This is a genomic window from Ureibacillus sp. MALMAid1270, assembly GCF_049202975.1.
GTDB lineage: Bacteria > Bacillota > Bacilli > Bacillales_A > Planococcaceae > Ureibacillus.
This window is the reverse complement of the sequence record NZ_JBMIRP010000057.1, coordinates 22934-41049: the sequence shown is the minus strand read 5'-3', so window position 1 is coordinate 41049 and position 18116 is coordinate 22934. Positions and strand designations below refer to the sequence as shown.

Annotated in this window: 27 protein-coding genes; 4 read left to right on the top strand and 23 right to left on the bottom strand. The window is 31.0% G+C overall.

Annotated elements, in window-relative coordinates; translation table 11 throughout:
- Window positions 1–234: 234 nt before the first annotated feature.
- The 14 genes from ACOQFO_RS07295 to ACOQFO_RS07230 form a co-directional block, all read right to left on the bottom strand.
- Window positions 235–507, bottom strand: a complete 273-nt coding sequence (locus ACOQFO_RS07295) for a hypothetical protein (protein WP_066192475.1) — start codon at window positions 505–507, stop codon at window positions 235–237.
- A complete protein-coding gene (locus ACOQFO_RS07290; RefSeq protein ID WP_098799341.1) occupies window positions 504–959 on the bottom strand; it encodes a hypothetical protein in 456 nt (151 codons plus the stop codon). The genes ACOQFO_RS07295 and ACOQFO_RS07290 overlap by 4 nt, the downstream gene beginning before the upstream one ends.
- Before the next feature lie 70 nt (window positions 960–1029).
- The gene (locus tag ACOQFO_RS07285) at window positions 1030–1467 is read right to left on the bottom strand and encodes a hypothetical protein (RefSeq protein WP_141549740.1); all 438 of its coding nucleotides are present in this window, start codon (window positions 1465–1467) and stop codon (window positions 1030–1032) included.
- Window positions 1468–1691: 224 nt separating this feature from the next.
- Window positions 1692–1955 carry a hypothetical protein gene (locus ACOQFO_RS07280; RefSeq protein WP_421689027.1) on the bottom strand — a complete coding sequence of 88 codons (264 nt, stop codon included), beginning with the start codon at window positions 1953–1955 and terminating at the stop codon, window positions 1692–1694.
- A gap of 131 nt (window positions 1956–2086) precedes the next feature.
- Window positions 2087–2551: a hypothetical protein gene (locus ACOQFO_RS07275; protein ID WP_421689026.1), complete on the bottom strand. Its 465-nt coding sequence runs from the start codon at window positions 2549–2551 to the stop codon at window positions 2087–2089.
- A 246-nt stretch (window positions 2552–2797) separates the two neighbouring features.
- Window positions 2798–3013, bottom strand: a complete 216-nt coding sequence (locus ACOQFO_RS07270; protein WP_066790631.1) for a hypothetical protein — start codon at window positions 3011–3013, stop codon at window positions 2798–2800.
- Between the two features lie 151 nt (window positions 3014–3164).
- Window positions 3165–3515, bottom strand: coding sequence for a hypothetical protein (locus ACOQFO_RS07265; protein ID WP_098798379.1), 351 nt, complete (start codon window positions 3513–3515; stop codon window positions 3165–3167).
- 73 nt (window positions 3516–3588) lie between these two features.
- Window positions 3589–3978, bottom strand: a complete 390-nt coding sequence (locus ACOQFO_RS07260; RefSeq protein WP_098798378.1) for a hypothetical protein — start codon at window positions 3976–3978, stop codon at window positions 3589–3591.
- 74 nt (window positions 3979–4052) lie between these two features.
- Window positions 4053–4568: a hypothetical protein gene (locus tag ACOQFO_RS07255; protein WP_421689025.1), complete on the bottom strand. Its 516-nt coding sequence runs from the start codon at window positions 4566–4568 to the stop codon at window positions 4053–4055.
- A gap of 1085 nt (window positions 4569–5653) precedes the next feature.
- Entirely contained in the window at window positions 5654–6553 is a 900-nt protein-coding gene (locus ACOQFO_RS07250) for a tyrosine-type recombinase/integrase (protein WP_098798375.1), read from the bottom strand.
- Between the two features lie 210 nt (window positions 6554–6763).
- On the bottom strand, window positions 6764–6937 hold the full coding sequence (locus tag ACOQFO_RS07245) for a hypothetical protein (protein ID WP_386853187.1): 174 nt from the start codon (window positions 6935–6937) through the stop codon (window positions 6764–6766).
- A 22-nt stretch (window positions 6938–6959) separates the two neighbouring features.
- Complete coding sequence (locus tag ACOQFO_RS07240) at window positions 6960–7421, bottom strand: hypothetical protein (RefSeq protein WP_386853186.1); 462 nt, start codon at window positions 7419–7421, stop codon at window positions 6960–6962.
- A 347-nt stretch (window positions 7422–7768) separates the two neighbouring features.
- Window positions 7769–7963 (bottom strand): hypothetical protein, encoded by a 195-nt coding sequence (locus ACOQFO_RS07235; RefSeq protein WP_421689024.1) that lies wholly within the window; start codon window positions 7961–7963, stop codon window positions 7769–7771.
- Window positions 7964–8030: 67 nt separating this feature from the next.
- Window positions 8031–8354, bottom strand: coding sequence for a hypothetical protein (locus ACOQFO_RS07230; RefSeq protein WP_386853184.1), 324 nt, complete (start codon window positions 8352–8354; stop codon window positions 8031–8033).
- Window positions 8355–8566: 212 nt separating this feature from the next.
- Here ACOQFO_RS07230 and ACOQFO_RS07225 point away from each other — a divergent pair, with 212 nt between their 5' ends.
- Window positions 8567–9013, top strand: coding sequence for a GNAT family N-acetyltransferase (locus tag ACOQFO_RS07225; protein WP_421689023.1), 447 nt, complete (start codon window positions 8567–8569; stop codon window positions 9011–9013).
- A 146-nt stretch (window positions 9014–9159) separates the two neighbouring features.
- Here the strand turns inward: ACOQFO_RS07225 and ACOQFO_RS07220 are convergent, their stop codons facing one another.
- The 3 genes from ACOQFO_RS07220 to ACOQFO_RS07210 form a co-directional block, all read right to left on the bottom strand.
- On the bottom strand, window positions 9160–9387 hold the full coding sequence (locus tag ACOQFO_RS07220; protein WP_421689022.1) for a hypothetical protein: 228 nt from the start codon (window positions 9385–9387) through the stop codon (window positions 9160–9162).
- Between the two features lie 543 nt (window positions 9388–9930).
- On the bottom strand, window positions 9931–10077 hold the full coding sequence (locus tag ACOQFO_RS07215) for a hypothetical protein (RefSeq protein ID WP_421689021.1): 147 nt from the start codon (window positions 10075–10077) through the stop codon (window positions 9931–9933).
- A gap of 92 nt (window positions 10078–10169) precedes the next feature.
- Window positions 10170–11729: an alpha/beta fold hydrolase gene (locus tag ACOQFO_RS07210; RefSeq protein WP_421689020.1), complete on the bottom strand. Its 1560-nt coding sequence runs from the start codon at window positions 11727–11729 to the stop codon at window positions 10170–10172.
- A gap of 118 nt (window positions 11730–11847) precedes the next feature.
- Between ACOQFO_RS07210 and ACOQFO_RS07205 the strand changes: the two genes are divergently transcribed.
- The 3 genes from ACOQFO_RS07205 to ACOQFO_RS07195 all read left to right on the top strand — a co-directional run bounded on the left by ACOQFO_RS07205 (window position 11848) and on the right by ACOQFO_RS07195 (window position 14476).
- The gene (locus ACOQFO_RS07205) at window positions 11848–12135 is read left to right on the top strand and encodes a hypothetical protein (RefSeq protein ID WP_421689019.1); all 288 of its coding nucleotides are present in this window, start codon (window positions 11848–11850) and stop codon (window positions 12133–12135) included.
- Between the two features lie 611 nt (window positions 12136–12746).
- Entirely contained in the window at window positions 12747–13754 is a 1008-nt protein-coding gene (locus tag ACOQFO_RS07200; protein WP_421689018.1) for an S-layer homology domain-containing protein, read from the top strand.
- Window positions 13755–13915: 161 nt separating this feature from the next.
- Window positions 13916–14476 (top strand): DUF4352 domain-containing protein, encoded by a 561-nt coding sequence (locus ACOQFO_RS07195; RefSeq protein WP_421689017.1) that lies wholly within the window; start codon window positions 13916–13918, stop codon window positions 14474–14476.
- 343 nt (window positions 14477–14819) lie between these two features.
- Here the strand turns inward: ACOQFO_RS07195 and ACOQFO_RS07190 are convergent, their stop codons facing one another.
- From ACOQFO_RS07190 to ACOQFO_RS07165, 6 genes are all read right to left on the bottom strand, one after another.
- Window positions 14820–15311: a hypothetical protein gene (locus ACOQFO_RS07190; protein ID WP_421689016.1), complete on the bottom strand. Its 492-nt coding sequence runs from the start codon at window positions 15309–15311 to the stop codon at window positions 14820–14822.
- Window positions 15298–15609 carry a hypothetical protein gene (locus ACOQFO_RS07185; protein WP_421689015.1) on the bottom strand — a complete coding sequence of 104 codons (312 nt, stop codon included), beginning with the start codon at window positions 15607–15609 and terminating at the stop codon, window positions 15298–15300. Before ACOQFO_RS07185 ends, ACOQFO_RS07190 begins: the two co-directional genes overlap by 14 nt.
- Before the next feature lie 260 nt (window positions 15610–15869).
- Window positions 15870–16295 (bottom strand): hypothetical protein, encoded by a 426-nt coding sequence (locus ACOQFO_RS07180; RefSeq protein WP_421689014.1) that lies wholly within the window; start codon window positions 16293–16295, stop codon window positions 15870–15872.
- A 95-nt stretch (window positions 16296–16390) separates the two neighbouring features.
- A complete protein-coding gene (locus ACOQFO_RS07175) occupies window positions 16391–16867 on the bottom strand; it encodes a crossover junction endodeoxyribonuclease RuvC (RefSeq protein WP_421689013.1) in 477 nt (158 codons plus the stop codon).
- A gap of 107 nt (window positions 16868–16974) precedes the next feature.
- The gene (locus ACOQFO_RS07170; protein WP_421689012.1) at window positions 16975–17364 is read right to left on the bottom strand and encodes a hypothetical protein; all 390 of its coding nucleotides are present in this window, start codon (window positions 17362–17364) and stop codon (window positions 16975–16977) included.
- 165 nt (window positions 17365–17529) lie between these two features.
- Window positions 17530–17898: a hypothetical protein gene (locus tag ACOQFO_RS07165; protein WP_421689011.1), complete on the bottom strand. Its 369-nt coding sequence runs from the start codon at window positions 17896–17898 to the stop codon at window positions 17530–17532.
- Window positions 17899–18116: the final 218 nt, after the last annotated feature.

The window sequence follows — 18116 nt, the reverse complement described above, 5'->3', positions numbered from 1 at the left end:
TAATGGTAATAGGTTTCTTTGTCATGGACATTTTTGAAAATACAATGAAAATAATGATTGTGCAGGCCATTCCAATCCAATTTCCAGTAATTTTGGTTCATTTCACCCGGAAAAATTGTTATTTATTCCGAGACTCTATCTAATTGCAATTCACAACATAATTCTGAAACCCGATGAAAATTAACACTAAACTCCATACGCTTGTCTTCCATTGGAACCAATTTTAAATACAATTTACTCATCATAATTCTCCTCCCCATCAAGTTGGGCTCTAAGAGAATAATAGGCGTCCATATTTTCAATTGTTACGTACTCATTGACTAAATCAAGAACTTCCTCATAACTTTTCAAACCATCATGTTTAAACCGATAATTCAGTTCCTCACACTTATCAAATTCCTCTAAATATTCAAGCATTGCTTCTGCTTTCCACATTACATGATAGACATTTCCCTCTGGACCTGACCAATCGATTTTTATAATTGGTCTACCATATTTTGTTTTCAAATTGCCACCCCCTCATCAGTTGCTAAATTAATTGGGAAGTAGCAAAGGTTCGGGATTTTATTCCTTTTCCTTAACTTCACATACTCTCTCGCTGTCATCTCTTTCATTATCATTGAATTATTTTCGCCATAGAAAGCAAATATGAAGTCAATATTTTTCATAGACATTCTTTCAAGTGTCTGTAAACTAAACACATTTAAGATAATTGGACCGAAAGTAAGTATAGTTTCATTAAACCTTAAAGATGTAACATATTCCGTCATATCCAGAGGCTTATAGTAATAGATAAGTTCTTGCATTGGTTTAGAGAAAATATCAAACTTACTAATGGCAAGGCCCTTCTCTTCCGAAAATTTAATCAGTTCATGCTTATGTTCACTAAACTCCTCTTGAACCTCATGTTCATTATTGTTCTTTCTAATCAATACAGATAGTGCTCTAACTTCTTTCATGTTAACACGCTCCTAATAGTTTTTTTGAAGTTCGACATAGTTAAAAAATTATTCTTTCACCGATTCTAGTTCAGATTCGAAATATCCTATACCTTCTATAATCTTTCTTTTTAAAATAATTCTTTACTTCCTTTTCAAGATCACTAAAATGGTATTTAAGACTTGCATAAGTTGGAATTCCTACAAGTAATCCTAAAATTGTGATAAGCGCTTTGTCATCGATGTTCATTAGAATATTAACCACAAGCATGATGGTTAAACATGACAAGAATATAATCCATCGGGTCATTCTTTTATTTACCCCTCCATGTAGTTTTATTTTCCCTGACAGAACTCCCGCAGCCGTGCCCCCGATGTATAAAAGCCAAGTTTCTTGTGTCATTTTAAACTCGCCTAAAAAAAGTACGAGTGGGTAAGTTAGAACGGTTATGAACATCATTGTGACGATTTTTCCAATTAGCAAGGCTATCTTTGCAGTTTTTTCACTTTTGAACCGTGGTTTTATCATTTTTTTACCTCCCATTTTTCATTTGCTTTTGTCCAACGTTCTACACTTGAGTTTAGTGAAGATACAATTAAAAGAGTGAGAAACGTAATAGCAAGGCCAATGCTTCACAGCAGATTTTTCACCTTCTTTAGAAGATGAAACGATAAAAGCCATATTACAACTCATTACAAATCTCTCCCTTATTTTCATATTGAAATGCTCTGACAAGTAAACACCTATCGATACTACTCTTCTATAAAATGTGGAAATCTTGGTATGATTCCACGGCTTTTAATATTGACGTAGTCAGAATTTACCCTCTGAACTACTTTGCTATCAGGTTGCATTATGACGTACCACAATATAAAGTTAGAATCTTCATCAAAAACTTCTGCTAGTACGTAGACTAATGAGCCCTGATTATGCCAAACATCTATCCCTACAATATTCACACCAAAACTTGCAGTTATTTCTCCAATATGGAATTTGTTTTCCTCATTATTTATCACTAAAATACCTCCTTTTTGAAGGGCGCCACATATGTGGCTCTGATTTTAACCCCACTCTAATTATCAAACAATATCCCTTCTAAGTGTCTGCAAGACTCTAGTCATATGGCTGCTTTTAATTTCAAATAATTCTAATCTGAAATTTTATAGCCCTTATTTCTTAAAATTTCAATGAGACCATAAGCCATTTCAACATGATGTTCATGACCATCTCCGTGCAACTCAAAGTCAAATTCGTCCTCTTTACCTTCAAAGTAGTCATATTGGTTGATCCATTCTACATTCCTAATAAACTTCTTAAGATAGTTCTTGCTTATCTCATAAGTGGTGTCACATACTTTTCTTATACTAATTTCACCTTGCCCCCAGTAAATTGACTCATCCGACAGCATGAAGAGTTGATTGTCATATTCAAAGAAGTAGTTGAAAATATCTCCCGTTTCCTTACGGTAGATGATCTCTTTATTTTTGAAATCGTTCTTTTTCCAAAGAGAATAAATATACCACCCCATTACTTTAAATTCCTCATCAGTAAGTAAATCATTGCTATCAGGAAACATCTCTCTTAATTCTTTCGTTTCATCCAATGTGAACATCTAATTCTCCCCCTGACATTTCATTATCTTAATGATCATTAATGATTCTCAAAAAACGAATTTGTTTAGCAATTTTGCGCTCAATGTTTGCTAGATAATATTGTTGTTCTGACTTTCTTGCCAAAATCTATCAATTAATGAACGAATGACACTCAATTCCTTTTATAAGTCTTGTAATCTTTCACGCCTTGAATTATTCATTCCCTGCCACTTTTAAATATAACGAAGGTTCTGGTCAAACCTCCGTTACAAATCCTCTTCGATAAGTGAATCAAATAGATCCTTGATTTCACTTTTAGTAGAGTTTTTGAGACTAATCCTCTTGATAGGAATTTCAAAATCCTCTTCGCTTATAACTTCAATATCTTCTTTACGATAGATTTTTTCTTCTTTTATCTCACCGTTAAAAACTCTAGTTACTCTTACATTACCTTGTTCATCATAATCAATTACCTTTACCATTTTATCTCCTCCTTATCTTGTTCATTTTGCTTATAGTAATAAAACTTAAGCCGAATTATAATTAGGATTTAGTGTTGGGGCACGATAGTTAAACTCCATATTTAATTTAGGCAAATGCCCGTTACTATCTGCCCCCTAGTGGACTATATCCTTATTTGATGCTTTGTCGGTATTTTTTACTCGTAGGCATCCAACTTACCCTTCTTGTCCACCCATTTTCATAGGCTAAATCTAACCTTTCTTCAATTGTTTCAATAACCTTATCCCAAGTTTCATCATCAACGTCACTATAATCCCATTTCCATGCTCCAAAAATCTTAAACATCGGCTCTTTTTCACTAGTTATACCTGTACCTTTTAAGACCTCTTGAAGAACCCGATTTGGTCTAGGAGCCAGTGGATCGCAGTCAATTAAAATAAATTTTTTTGGTCCTTTTGTTTCTTCTGTCTCCTCCACTATTTGTGCATTTCCTTCTGATATCAATTTTTCAAGTTGCATCATTTCATAACACCCCTATTCATATTTTTGCTTGCTGATTGTCCACTTACCTCTATTTTTCAAACATAGCAATTTTTCACTTCGAATTAACTGCACTCTCTTCTGGCGATGATTTTAATTCTTCTAAAAAAAATTCTTTTAAATTTTTTGGTTTTATAAGATAATCACCTTCAATCACCCTGAAGGTTACATCCTTACCGATGAATAAATTTAGAATTACAGGGTTTGCAACATGTACAGGAGATATTATTAATACAGTTGATCTTCTTTTAAGTCTCGAAAAATATTTTTTTCGCATATTAACATCTCCAAGGTTTGAAATTCCACAACCATTAACAATATTGAGGTTGTTGCTCTGAGCAAATATATCCGCCATCATACAGTACTCAAAAAATTCCTCAGCAGAATTCCTTGTTCTCCCTAAAATTGTCTCTGGTAATAATGTAAAAAATGTTACGTTTTTCATAAACAATCATCTCCTTGTATAGTTTTATAGTCACTTTTCACTAAATCAGAAACGGTTTCCTTCAATAACGAACCCTAATAGGCGGATACGTTAATACCAGTGGTAGATTCGTATTCATCTATTAATTCATTCGAAATTTTTGCCAATTTTTCATAACTGTTTAGTGCCTTTCTATATTTAAATCCGAGATTTTCCCATTTAACTTTACTGGTTCTGACTACATTGTGAAGATCAGACCTTAATTGTTTGTTAGTAATCTCCTCAATTCGGTATTTTGTTTTGCTGCTGTTAACTTCAATCAAAATGAAATCAAACCCCTCTTCGATAAAAAGATTGATGATATCCTTCTTAAAGATTGAACGATCCTGCACAGCAATCGTGTCGATGCCTTGCTTTCTTAATATACTGATAAAATACTGAGCAACTAGTGGATTACTCTTATAAGAATGGTAATTGGCAACACTTAACCCTTTAACACTTTCTAACAAGACTTCTAATACACGGTGTTTCAAATCTAGGTCTATGCTGTCATCCCTTTCAACACTTAAGTGAACCATATAACCAATCTTATAAACTCCATTATTTTTCATAAAAATTTCCTCCTTAGATATAAAGTAATTTAATTCGAATAACATAGATAAACCCTTCACTCTAATTGAAAACTTGCCTTAAGACCCTCGATTATTCGCAATATTCCGTCTTTAATTGTTAGATTAATACCATTTGCACCCAACCCCCATAGAATTTAATTATCTTATTCAATTGTTTAGTCTTAAACTTGAAGACATTAGAAAAATCCGCACAAAAAAATCTCCTCCTCTTTATCACAAATTGAAAAGAACAAAGATATATAACTAATAGACTCAAAGTATGCATGAAAAATTAAAGCATAAGCCAACAAAGGCATACTCATGCACAACGATTATGAGTAAGAATTCATAGTGAATCACAAACTCATCATCATATTAAATTAAGTATATTAGTATATCTATTGTTCTCTTCCCTCTAAAGTGATAAAAAGAAAGAGATTTATTTATAATATATTAAAATCTAAAATTTAAAATTAAACTACACTAAACTAAACTAAATCATGTATTATAATAACTTGATTAAATGTTATCACAATAATTATTGGATGTAAAGGGCCAAGTTGGGTTTTTATATAATTTTTTCTAATAGAGTACAACCCTAACAATAAATTCTACTATATAAAATATATTAGAATCTTAAACAACCATCATATATTCGTATAAATTAAAGAAGTGAAAAACTGAATACCCTATTATCAAGGATAAAGGAATACTAATAAACAGCAGTTTTTCTTGGCATTTGGCAGCATTTTCTTTTCCCTGTTTTAAAACGTTCGGTAGAAACTTAATTCCCAGGATCATCAATAACCATAGAAGACCTGCAATACAGAAATAACTGGATACGTAATCTAAATAATACATTCAATCCTCTCCAATCCAATGTTACGAACGTAGTGTTTTTCTTTTAAGAATATTTTAGCGCGTATTGATAATTATTTCCGCAAACGGAAGAAAGGAGAGGCTCCTAGGTAGCCTCTCCTTTGCGTATATTCTATATATTAGTATATTACACCCCCATTATAACGCGTATAAGTAGAGGAATAAACATCTTTTACATATTTCTCATTCTCAATAGTTTAGGTCAATTAAAATTCTGTTTTCTTAAGGGCGTTCTGCAGTTCTTTTATAGATGGAGTAACATAAATTCGAGTAGTATCCATCGAACTATGACCTGCTAAATCTGCTATAGATTGGAGCCCAACTCCACTATCTGCTAACTGCTTGCAGTAGGTGTGTCTTAAAGAATGTGGAGTAATCTCTATACCAATTTGAGTGCTATACTTTTTTAATATATGCTGAGCGGCTCTGGTACTTAATTGACTGCTTTTGCTGCTAACTAAAATATAATCGGAATCTTTCTCCCTATTTTCCAACCAAAGAAGTATGTGTGCCTTTGTTTTTTCGGTTAGGGGTACGACTCTATGCTTAGATCCCTTACCCAACACATTTACTAAATTATTACGAAACGAAATTGAATTCTTTGTTAAGGAGCATGCTTCCTCAATTCGTAACCCAAGATTCACTAGAAGAATGATAAGTGTTTCATGTAATAACCCTTTTTGAAAATTTTTATGTTTTGTTAATTGTACTGCATGTAATAAACGGCCTACTTCTTGTCTTGTTAACCAACGAATGGTATTCTGTTTTTGAACCTTCATAACTGAAATCTCTCGTCCTAAATTAACCGGAGAATACTTGGATTCAAACAAATAGTCAGACCATTTTTTTATTGAAACCAGTCTTCTGTTAATTGTTGCAGGTGATAAGAACGAATTTATTTTGATTTCACTTTCAAAATCTTTTATGTCAGTTTTCGTTATAGCCTCTACCATAATTGGATCAGAGTATCTGGAAAACAACCAATTCTCTAAAAAGAGTAAATCTTGCACATAACTTTTGATAGTATTCATACTTCTGTTCTGTTCGATCAAATGGTTTCTAAATTCGTTAATTGAATGAGAAAAAGTAACTGGAATAATTTCCATTAGGGGAACCCCTCCTGCACTATGTTATACGACGAAAATTGAATACTGAATATTTATGTTATGCGACGAAAAAATATAGGCTGAACCATAGGTTTTGTCGCATAAGACATATTATCTGACAAACTAATTATTGGTCGTATTATAGCGCGTTTTAAACTCATTGCCAGCACATTTCATTTTTAAAGGATTTAAAATAATACTGCGTAGTGCTTATTGTCGAATGTAGTTTAGTTGTTTCTCAGTAACCTTATATTCGTCACACCCATAACCGAAATTCAAATATAAATTGTATGTACCATCACTGTTGAGGCTGGCACTTTTATTTTGTGCTTGCAGATACATACTCCTAACAGCCTCTAAGTCATTGCTATTCAATAGTTCCATTTTTTGTTCCCTCCTTATTACCCTATTTATAGTTATTAAAATGTAAATCTACTTCCTCTTTAAGTCCATATTTCTTAACTAACCTATTATATTTTAATTCAGCCAATTGTAACTCTTGCTCTTCTGTAATTATGCTCTTCAGATTTTTATATTGAAGCCTATAAAGGGCAGTTATGACCACCACTTTCAATTTATCCTGTAATTCTTCGTCTCTACTTTCATAAGGATTTTCTCGGTCTAACTCCGAATATCTTTTTAATAGCCACCTCTGTGCTTCATCAATCATTTCTTCAACCTTTTCAAATAGAATTTCAATCGCTTCAGTTGTATTTTCTGCTAAAAAGTCGTCAGTGTACGTTTGGCCATCAGTTCGATCAATAAGATAACTTCCCTTTTCACCCTTATAACAACCAACGAAATTGAATTGATTTCCTACACCTACATTAAATAAGTTTTCCATTTCTTCTTTTAATAATTTTTCCATTCCACATCCTCTCCTTTCATTTTGCCAATTTGATTGGCTTACAATTGTTATAACATATTGGGAAAAAGACGAGGTCAGTATGTTAAAAGATAATTGTGGCGAATTTATTCGGATTAAAGAATTGATATTAATGGAAAAGACCAGACAAAATTAATGTCTGGTCTTTAAGAAATTTCATTATAAAGGAAGAGCAAAGTATAATTTTTACCACATACCCAAAATATTGGAATTTAAGGGGAATTCTAATATTATACTAGTTCCACTTATATGGATTATTTCCTTTATTTCCAATAACATTTTGTTAAAAATTTTGGATCCTGATAAAAACCTCAATACTATTAAAGTTCTTATTTATTTGTTCCATTAAGTTTTCTAACCGGGTTTAAAGTATTACCCCAATCATAAGGTTGACTATATTTAATACTTCCGCATTTCAAACACTCTGCATCACAAAGACGCTTATAGTTAATTTTATCTCTCACATCTTTTGGATACTCTTCTATTCGTATTACATTTAGAACTCCACCACATTCACAAATCATATGCTATCTCCTATACCATTATTAATATCTGTATAGCCCTATTTTTTAAAATATCTACTCCTACCTATTATATAACCTGCAGAAGGTATGACAACTCTACCGCAACATCAGAATGGATATCTTGTTTAATAATCGACAGTTCTAAATTATAGAGTTGACAAAGCCCAAAGACGTATTGAAATTGTTTAATATTATTAAATTCCTCATAATCGTAAAAAATGACTCTACAATATTTCTCATGATTTCCTTTAATAAATTCTTCTATAATATTTACTTCCGTTAATAAAATCACATCTATCTTTTTATTAACTCTTGCTGCGAAATTTCTCATACTTTCTTTATAACTCTCAAGGTCACTTGCATAAGTTATAATACCAAGATATCTTTCCACTTAATCACCCCAGTTATTTGATGATGATGATTATACCGCGCATCTAAACATCTTCAAGAATAAGGTGTATTTTCATCAAAAAATAATAAGAAATGAGTTATGCTATAACAGAGCGATTTTTCACTAACGGGACAGTTTTGTTTAAGATGGACTGTCTTAATAAGTTAACGAAATATTTATTCTGAGTTGCTCGATTGGAAGGAGGAAAACATTTGAACTTTGATTATTTCATTTTTAATTCAATCCCTAATGATGATGTTTTAGATGGAATTATGGAATTACATAAAGTTATTTTTGGTACTACTGATGATTTGATAAACAAAATGGAAAACAAACCCAAACTATTGGTTATTACTGCGATGAATGGTATGAAAGTTATTGGTTATAAGATTGGATATGAACTTGATAATAATAAATTTTATAGTTGGTTAGGAGGTGTAGATACTAATTACAGAAAACACGGTATTGCTTCTGAGTTAATGCAAAAACAACATCAATATTTAAAGAAAAATGGATATAGTGTTGTTCAAACAAAAACAATGAATAAATGGCGTAATATGTTAGTATTGAATATTAAAAATGGATTTGATGTTATTGAAACATATACTGACGAAAAGGGATTACATAAAATCATTCTTGAAAAGAAATTACTCAACTAACGGCTGCTTTAACACAATAACGAAAAAAATAAAAAACAGCCTAAAACATGCAGGCTTATAAGCACTAATTGCGCATTTTAGGCTTTCTTATACTCATAAAGATACTACCATTAACTGCTTCTTCCAATTACCAAATACACCCTACTTCAAAGGATCAAACCCAGAATTATACTTCCAACAAGAAGAAAGAGCACACAATAATTAAAGATATACTTTGAGATAATTAAACTTTTTATATTATCTTTCAATGCCCTTTCAACGAAAGCATTCACACAAAGTAAAAAAAGCCCTCCAAAAATTATAACATATAGTGTTACCATAGAACCTGTCCCTAAATGCTCTATCCATTCTGTAAATTGTCCCCAGCCTGTCATGAGTACTCTCCTTTCAGCATTACTTTTTTGATGTATCTATTAAACTTTTAGGAGCATAAACCTTTAAAAAGTTCCACATGTCTGATCCGAAAATTCACATGCTTAGTCAAACGGCTTAACCTTAAAATCAGTCAAAAAGCACTGAATATCGCATTAAACTGCCAAAATAAATAAATGTTATTAAAAATCTAATTTATTCGTTTTCTTTCTTTTTTCTAGACAGTAAATAATTACTTTAATCACTATCTATGGATTTTTTTCGGCAGGTAAATTTATTATTTTCATTAGTAAAGTTTTCCTAAAAGTAAGACATGGAAATCACATAAAAATACTATATTCCTCCATTTTTTTAAAAAAGAAAAGACCAAATAGCATATATCACTATCTGGTCTTAAGTGTATAGTTTTTATTCCAAACGAAAAGGGCGAATGCACAAGAAAGCAATCTAAGACGTTGCAAGGAATACTAACCATTAGGAATCCAAGAGAAATCTTTAGTCCTGACACTGTCTTCTATTAATATTGGTAGGAGTTAAGTATAAGTTCACCTTGATTTCACGTTTAAAATCTTTATAGGATTAACTATTTCTTTGTCATTCTTAATCACCTTAAACTCTATTTTCTTCTTTTCCTTTTCCATTCTCTTGAAATATTCATTCAGAAATTCTTTCCAATCAATAGGCTTTTCCATCGATTTCTCCTCTTTGCTTATAAAAATATTGTTAGCATAATTTTAAATTTATAAACATTTCACCATAATTTATGTGTATTTAATTTTATTTATTAAAAATGATCACTATACTGTTTTTCTAATTTTTTCAATTTATTAAAATTATTTAATTGTATATATAGTTGTTTAAGTTTTTCATAAAAGTATACATCGATACAATCAAATTCCATAACTAACTCCAAATACTCAGTCGCCTTCAATAATTCATTTCTATAAATATGATATTGAGAAAGTTTTTCAGATATTTTAACTAATTTTTTTTGGATTTCGTGTGTAAGATTTAAAGCCCACTCGTCATAAATACTTGGAAAGAAACTTTTCGGAATATTATTTATTACTTGGGTGTATTCTCCATAAAACATAGTAATATCTTTATTTTCTAAACTATTAATGCGATTTATATACGTTACAAGATCACATTCTATTTTTCCTTTTAAATAAATATGCTCTTTATCTGATTTGATGAATTCTTCGTTCTCATTGTTAATTAACCCCTTTAAATAATGAAGATATACTCTTAAGTTTTTTTTCGAAGAAGTTAAATCTTTATCTTTCATTAAATCGTCACATATTTGTTCCCTTGTTGAAGTACGGTGGAAAATAAGATAACAAAAAAGTTGTTTTGCCATCCTCTGATTCCATCCTTCAAGAATGTATTCATTATCATTTCTAACACTAAAAGTATTCATAAGTTGCACATGTAAAACTTGTGAATTTATTTCATACTTTTCCTTTTGCATTAGTTCCCCTAAATTTTTTTTAAATTCATTTAAATAAGATTCTACATATGTATCATACGTTACTTGTGTTACTTCAATTGATAATAAAAAACGTTCAATCGCTTGTAAAGTTTCAACAGGGTTTTCCAAAAATGGTGCATCTGCAGTATCGGAGATTGTTACATAGTGACTATTTTGAAATGTAAAGGTGGATAAACCTGTTACTTTTTTCGGTAGTATTGGATCATAAGCACCGTCAATTACTAGAATTGGAATAGTAATGGTAGACAATTCTCCTAAATTATGAGGATTTGAAATCATAGTTTTGAAAAATTGCATATATAAGGAAAAACTTGAAATTTTCAAATAACTCGAAAACAACAAGTCTTTTTCATAAACAAGAGAAGAATTATAGAGTATTTTTGGAACTAATTCTTCGGCTAATGCTTGGAATCCACCTAAATTTACTAGGTGTTTTCTATAAGATAATGTTGCACTAGCCGCCTCAGGTGGAAAATAAATTAAAGTTGATATTATCGTTAACGTTTTGAAAAAATTAGGATATTGATAACAGAACTGAATTGCAATATTCCCCCCAAGACCATGTCCTATAAAATGGCAACTTGAGATATCTAATTGATTTAATAATGTTAATAAGTCATTATTAATTACTTCCCAATTTATTTCACTTTCTCCTGCTGTACTGTCCCCATGTCCTCTTAAATCAAACGTTACTACATTAAAATTCTCTCTTAATTGAGGTACTATTTTATACCAATAACGGCTATCCATTCCTAAACCATGTATTAGGATTACATATTCCTCTGTATCCTTCGTTGACTTAAATAACTCATAATATAATTTTGCATTATCACATTTTAATGTTAAATGCATTGGACACTTTCCCTTCAGTTTTATATTGTGTAACTCTAGTGTAACGCAATTATTGTTAAATTTTAATAGCAGTTATAAAATTCGATATATTTTATCAAAGAAAGGTAGGTTTTGTAAGGTGGGCATTTTTTACTTATTCCTTTTTATCCTTATCATTTTACAGATTAAGTTTGCAATTACGATTAAACTTGCTGTAAGAAAGTTAGAAAAAAATCAAATAACGCAAGAACTTGCTGAAAATTTTCTAAAAAAAATTAGATCAGTTTGGTGGGTTCCGTATACGACAAAGTATTTTAACCTTATGCGAAAAGGATATGCTCTCATTTATGTCAGCCAAGAAGTTTCAGAGGAAACTAAGAAAAAATTATTATCTATGATGAAATTTCGTTTAGTTAAAGGTATATGATAAAAGATTCCATATTTCAATGTATCCAATGGGAGTTAAAAATTACATTATAATCTTATTAGTCAAGTTGGAACCCATGTTTTTAGATTATCTAATTTTTTAAAAGAAAAAAGGATAAACACTTGGGGTGTTTATTTTAATCACTTTGAAGGAAAAGTTCATCTGCAAGATGATAAAATCTCAGTGTTTTCACATCCAGAGTTATTTTTTAAATTTATTGATGAAAACCCTAATTCACAAAATTTAAATAGAGAACAAATTAATCACATTGTAGATATTTGAAAAAACTGCATGAAAAATAAATACACATGAAAAAATAGTTCTCCACTAAAATCTGTTCTTGAACGCCGACATTACTTTACAATAAATACCAAGTGTTGCAAACAGAGAATTTTACTAGAATGTAATGAAGAACTAGTAGGTAACATTTGGGTCCAGACCATGTTTTGGTGTAGACACGAAAAAATATAATATTTTCTTGCATGACCAGAAGTTTTATGAAACTTTCAAAAAATTGTATTACAAAAAAAGAATAGTATTGTTTGGGATTTAAAAAAATTCAGAAAATACATAAACGTTAAGTAACCGTGAAACTTATGGAGGAATTACAAATGAAATTCATTCGAAAATTAACTGCTTTTGTAATAGTGTTGATAGTCTTGTTGTCAATGTCCACTACAAGCACATTAGCCTCTACAAAAACAACACAGTTTAAGGACATTCCAAGTAATTATTGGGCCAAAAAAGAAATTGATGAATTGGTATCTAAGAAGATTATTTCAGGTTTCTCTGATGGCACTTTCAAGCCAAATAAAAATATGACAAGAGCAGAAACAGCCGTAATGATCGGTAAGGCCTTAAATATTAGCATAGAGAATCGTCCAGATCCAAACTTTACAGATGTTAACACAAGTAACTCTGCTTATCCTTATATTGTGGCTCTTACAGAAGAAGGTGTATTTGCTAAAGCAACTAAATTCAATCCAAATGCTTTTTTAACTCGTTCTCAAATGGCAAAAATTTTAGTTAAAGCATTTAATCTTAAGGGAACATCTTCTACAACTTTTAATGACGTTCCAAAGAACCATTGGGCATATTCATCCGTTCAAACATTAGTTTCTGTTGGAGTTACATCTGGTACAACTAGCACCACTTTTAATCCAAATGGATATGTGACACGGGCTCAAATGGCTGCATTTGTGAAACGCACATTGGATTATCAAGCAGTATCTGAAATTTTACCTATTGCAAATGAAGTGTTGAAATTGGTTAATGCTGAACGGGCTAAAGTAAAAGTCCCTCCACTAAAATTAAATATGGGAGTAACGAAAGTTGCTCAAATCAAAGCCCAAGATATGTATGACAATGATTATTTTGATCACCGTTCTCCAACCTATGGGTATGCATCTGAAATGCTGAAGTATTTTGGAGTAGACTTTGATAATGTAGCCGAGAATGCCGCTACTGGACAATTATCTGCTCAAGAAGTTGTAACAGATTGGATGAACAGTCCGGGACACCGTAGCAATATCCTTGACTCGTATGGTACAGAAATTGGTATCGGAGTAGTTCAAGGGGAGAAGGGGACTTTTTGGGTTCAAATGTTTATCCATAAATAGTTTTGTCTGGTATTAGAAAAAGCATTAAATTCATAAAATACAAAAACTTCAAACAAAGTGTATCTTATGGAATCTATTGTGTACAAAACTTTATTCAACGTTAAAACGAAGTAAATACTAAACTAGTGAAAAAAATATTTAGCAAATCGAGGTAGATAGAGATGAAAAAAATAATTCCTATTACATTAATGATTGGTCTATTATTAACTGGTTGTAGCGAAAACAAAGTTAATACTGAAGAAAACAATGTGAAAAAATATGTGTCAATAGAAAGTCACGTTAAATTAGGAAAAGAATTTGAAGTACAAGTAAACGACACTCGGACAAGCGAAGTTGAAGTAAAATACAAGTTAAAAGTGGACAATTTTAAAATTCAAAGTAATATATCAAGTAATGAAAATACTAATAAAGAAAAAGATTTTATTGAATTAGATATTTCTGTTGAAAATATAGGAGATACTGATTTAACCTCTTTTAATGTTAGCCCCTCATCATTCTCATTCTTCAACGAAAATGGTGTTGAAATAGATTCTTTTCCGTTAATTGGGGATGACAATGTAAAAGATACTTTTAAACCATCTACAATACGACCTAATGGAAAAAGTAAAGGTAAAATATACATAACAATTCCAAAAGGTGAAAGAGTTTCTGAAATGATCTTTTACGACAACATAGCATCTAAAGATCACGCAGATACATTTATTTTTAAGATTAATAATTAATGACTTTAATAAAGTACAGTATCCAAATAGTTGATTAAAATTATAAGAAATTTAAAAACAGCATATCAATAGGTATGCTGTTTTTATTAATTAGAATAACTGTAAATGATTAGCCCTAAAATAGTTGGACAGAGGTTGTGGCTCCTTGAAAGAGGTGACACAGTTTTGCTTGATTACACTTTTTCCAGTTTGAGACGTGCATTTTATGTGGATAGGCGGACATGATGGCCTCAACTTACTTTTAAATTAATTTGATTTTGAAATGCTTTTTTCTTTGTTATTATCATAAATAAAAATTCTCAATAGTTATTAACTAATACTAATTATTACTAATCAATCCTAACTATAATTTAAAATAAAGTCTCTTAATTCCATTTTCGTCAATAAAGATTTCGTTAGATTTTTCTTCCTTAATCTGTCTTTCCTTTACTTCCCTTCTTATTATACTTAGAGGTATAAACCAACTTACTGAGGCGCAACTATAAACCATTGCAGTAACTTCCGCGTAAGTCAAATCCTTAGTTATCATATAGATGAAGAAACCTGCGAACAAACTTGTAAAGTTAAAAGCAATAAGTGCAATACCATTCCAAAATGTCTCATTCTTGATTTGAAAATGATCTATAACATTATCAAATAGATTCAAATAGAAACGGTGAAACAGAACACCACTAACAATAAATACTCCCGCAAATAAACCAAAATAGACAGCGTGACTAAATTTTAAGATAAAATAATTGATTGGGTAAAACAAAACTGAATAAATAATACAAAATATGATTGCCCAAATAAAAAGTGTAACAACAAAGCGGATATTTGAATTAATCTCCTGCATGGTATTTCCTCGTTTCGGTGAAAGTGTAAATTACTAGATTCCAACAGAATGCCCCCATGAAGAAAAAGAAAGGCATGAAGAATATATAAAACACTTTATATCCTTGAAAGAATAATATCAGTCCAGATATTATTGAAACAAATAATACTAAAGTAAGCATAACCCACGAAAAAACAGTTGGCATTTTTTTATTATATTCATTCTCATAGACAGCGTATTGATACGTTGGAATATACATACGCTTATATATAAATCCCCCTGCCTGCATGGTTAGATATGTAACAATGATAAAAGACATAAAACTGTAATCCCAGAATTGTAAGGTCAAAGGAGTAAACAATAAGATTAAAAGCATTCTACACAAGGCATTATATAAGTGAGTATTCACTCTTTTCTTCTTGTTAGGTATTAGCAAATCTATATTAAACCCCTCCACTCTATTGAAAATTATGGATATTCTATTATTATACGTTGATCGAGAGTTACAGTCAGGGCCAAATCAACGTCAAATAAAGCACCTATTCGACATATTTTGACAATAGAAAAAAGGAGCGGGATCTATTGCTCCTTCTTCTTCAATACCATTGCTGGTAGATTTGGTATTATCTTGGCAATGTGAAAACTAATTAACCATATAAAGCCAGCAATTACTGTGTACCATGTATAATTTAACGTATCTACTAGTCCGTACTGCAGCACAAACCAATTTCCTAGTAACACTATGGAACAGTTAATCAAAAAAACGGAGAGTAGAAAAAGATTTCGTACGAATATTGCAAGGAAATCCTTATCCTTGATTGTTTCATGTAATCCGAAATATATCTCACTAAAACAAACCGTACCAATTATAGAAAAGATCAAGGCAGTCATGTATGTGTATTCGTCAACTTGGAACGATATAGGAACCGTTGAGATTAAAAAAATTATTGTTACTACAAAGAAAAATAAATATGTGAATGATTTATGTATTTCATGTTTATACATCATGCTCAACTCCTTTTATTGATAGTATTTACAAAAGTGAAAAAGAGCAAACGCTATGTTTACTCTTCAATATGCAATACTACTGAGCCGTTAATTTATAAATCTCTTACCTCTCCTTCTTTGACAAAATAACAATGTATGATCCACAATGCATCACGTACATGCTCGTTAGTTCTTAGAACACCGTAAATTTTATGAATAGCCGGTTTTATTTCTTTCTTACTGGCCCCTCCATTACCTGTGACAGCCTTCTTAATGGAAGCCGGAGCATATGTCTTTATTGCTATCCCTTTATTTGCTGCAATGAGAAAGATTATTCCTATAACCCAATTTACTTCCTTACTTCCACCAGTATAATTATTTTCACATAAAATAAGTTGTACATAGTGATCGTCAATTATTTTTTCAAGTTCCATATATACAAAATGAATCCTTTTGTGAATGGGTGTATCAGCATTGGTTTTTATTGTATGAAGAATGACAATTTTTTGTTCGAGGGTTGTTATAGCAACGCCAGTAGAAGATAATGAGGCATCTATTCCCATGATCGTTGATTCATTTGTCAATTGCATATGCACACCTCCCTACATTTGCACCAACATTAACGATCAAATATTATGTTGGCACAGGCTTTGTCATTGGTGAGCACACTATCGCTTTGTCCTTTAATTATTTTTATCTAATTAACATTTTCTTTTTGTTTTTTCAATGAATTATAGATAAATCCGAGTTCTTTGAAATTGCAAAAGTACCTTTCATGAATTTCATTTTGATACGTAAAAATAATTTCAACCGGAAAATTCTCAACACTGGGATTTAATTTAACACTCATAATTAGTTCATCGTCCAATCCGTCTAGGATAATATCATTAAGTATGCTTATAAAAAAATCAGTTTGAATCGCCTTAAAATCTCTTTTAGTCAGGGTAAAACAATTTTTTTCACCCTCACGGTCAATTATTTCCACATAAACAAATTTATTTAAGTTATGCAATAGGACACTTGCTGCATCGTTAAATAACTCATTTATTCTAATTAACTCATGAACGCTATATTCATATTTGCCCATTCATCTCCTCTCCCTTCTTTTTAATCCCCTATTTCAAGGGAATGCTCTATTTGTAACTTCTTTTTTAAGAAGGAAAAACCTTTATTATTAATGAAACCCATATAGATATTGTTGTAGATTTTTGTAAATAAAAAATAGCAAGGATAGTATCCTTGCCGTTGCTAATCATTCATCGCTATCCTTCTCATGAAGTGGCTCTTCATCCGGATCTTCTAATTCCTCACATAACATGATTATTTTAAAGAGTTCGTCGTTGTCTAAAATATATTCAGCCAGTATAGGTACAATCACCTTCATTAGGCTTATGAAGGATGAATAGAAATTTTGAAAACAAAGGATATTGTATTCACCCATACGGGCTGTATTTTTATCTACGAAACACTTTTGACTTTTCGTAATGTATAAAAAGTAAATAAACTCGCTTTCCGAATGATTTACCCATTCGAAGCGGGGATGCTTTGCAATGACAATAGTATAATCATTGTGAATCGCCTTAACGTAATCCAATTTCTTTTGTCTTTCCTTGCTAACCATATGAGTGTACACACCTTTCTAGTGAAAATATTTTACACATATTACTTTATACACACATATGCTCTATCCTTGTTTTCAATCTGTTAAATTTCAAAATAAAAATATTCCTTAAAAAGCCATACTAGTATAGATAGACGTAATTAAAAATTATAGTACAGAAGTACTTAATTATTGTTTTTAAAATGTTTTTATATGCTTAGAATATCTGGATTAAATAG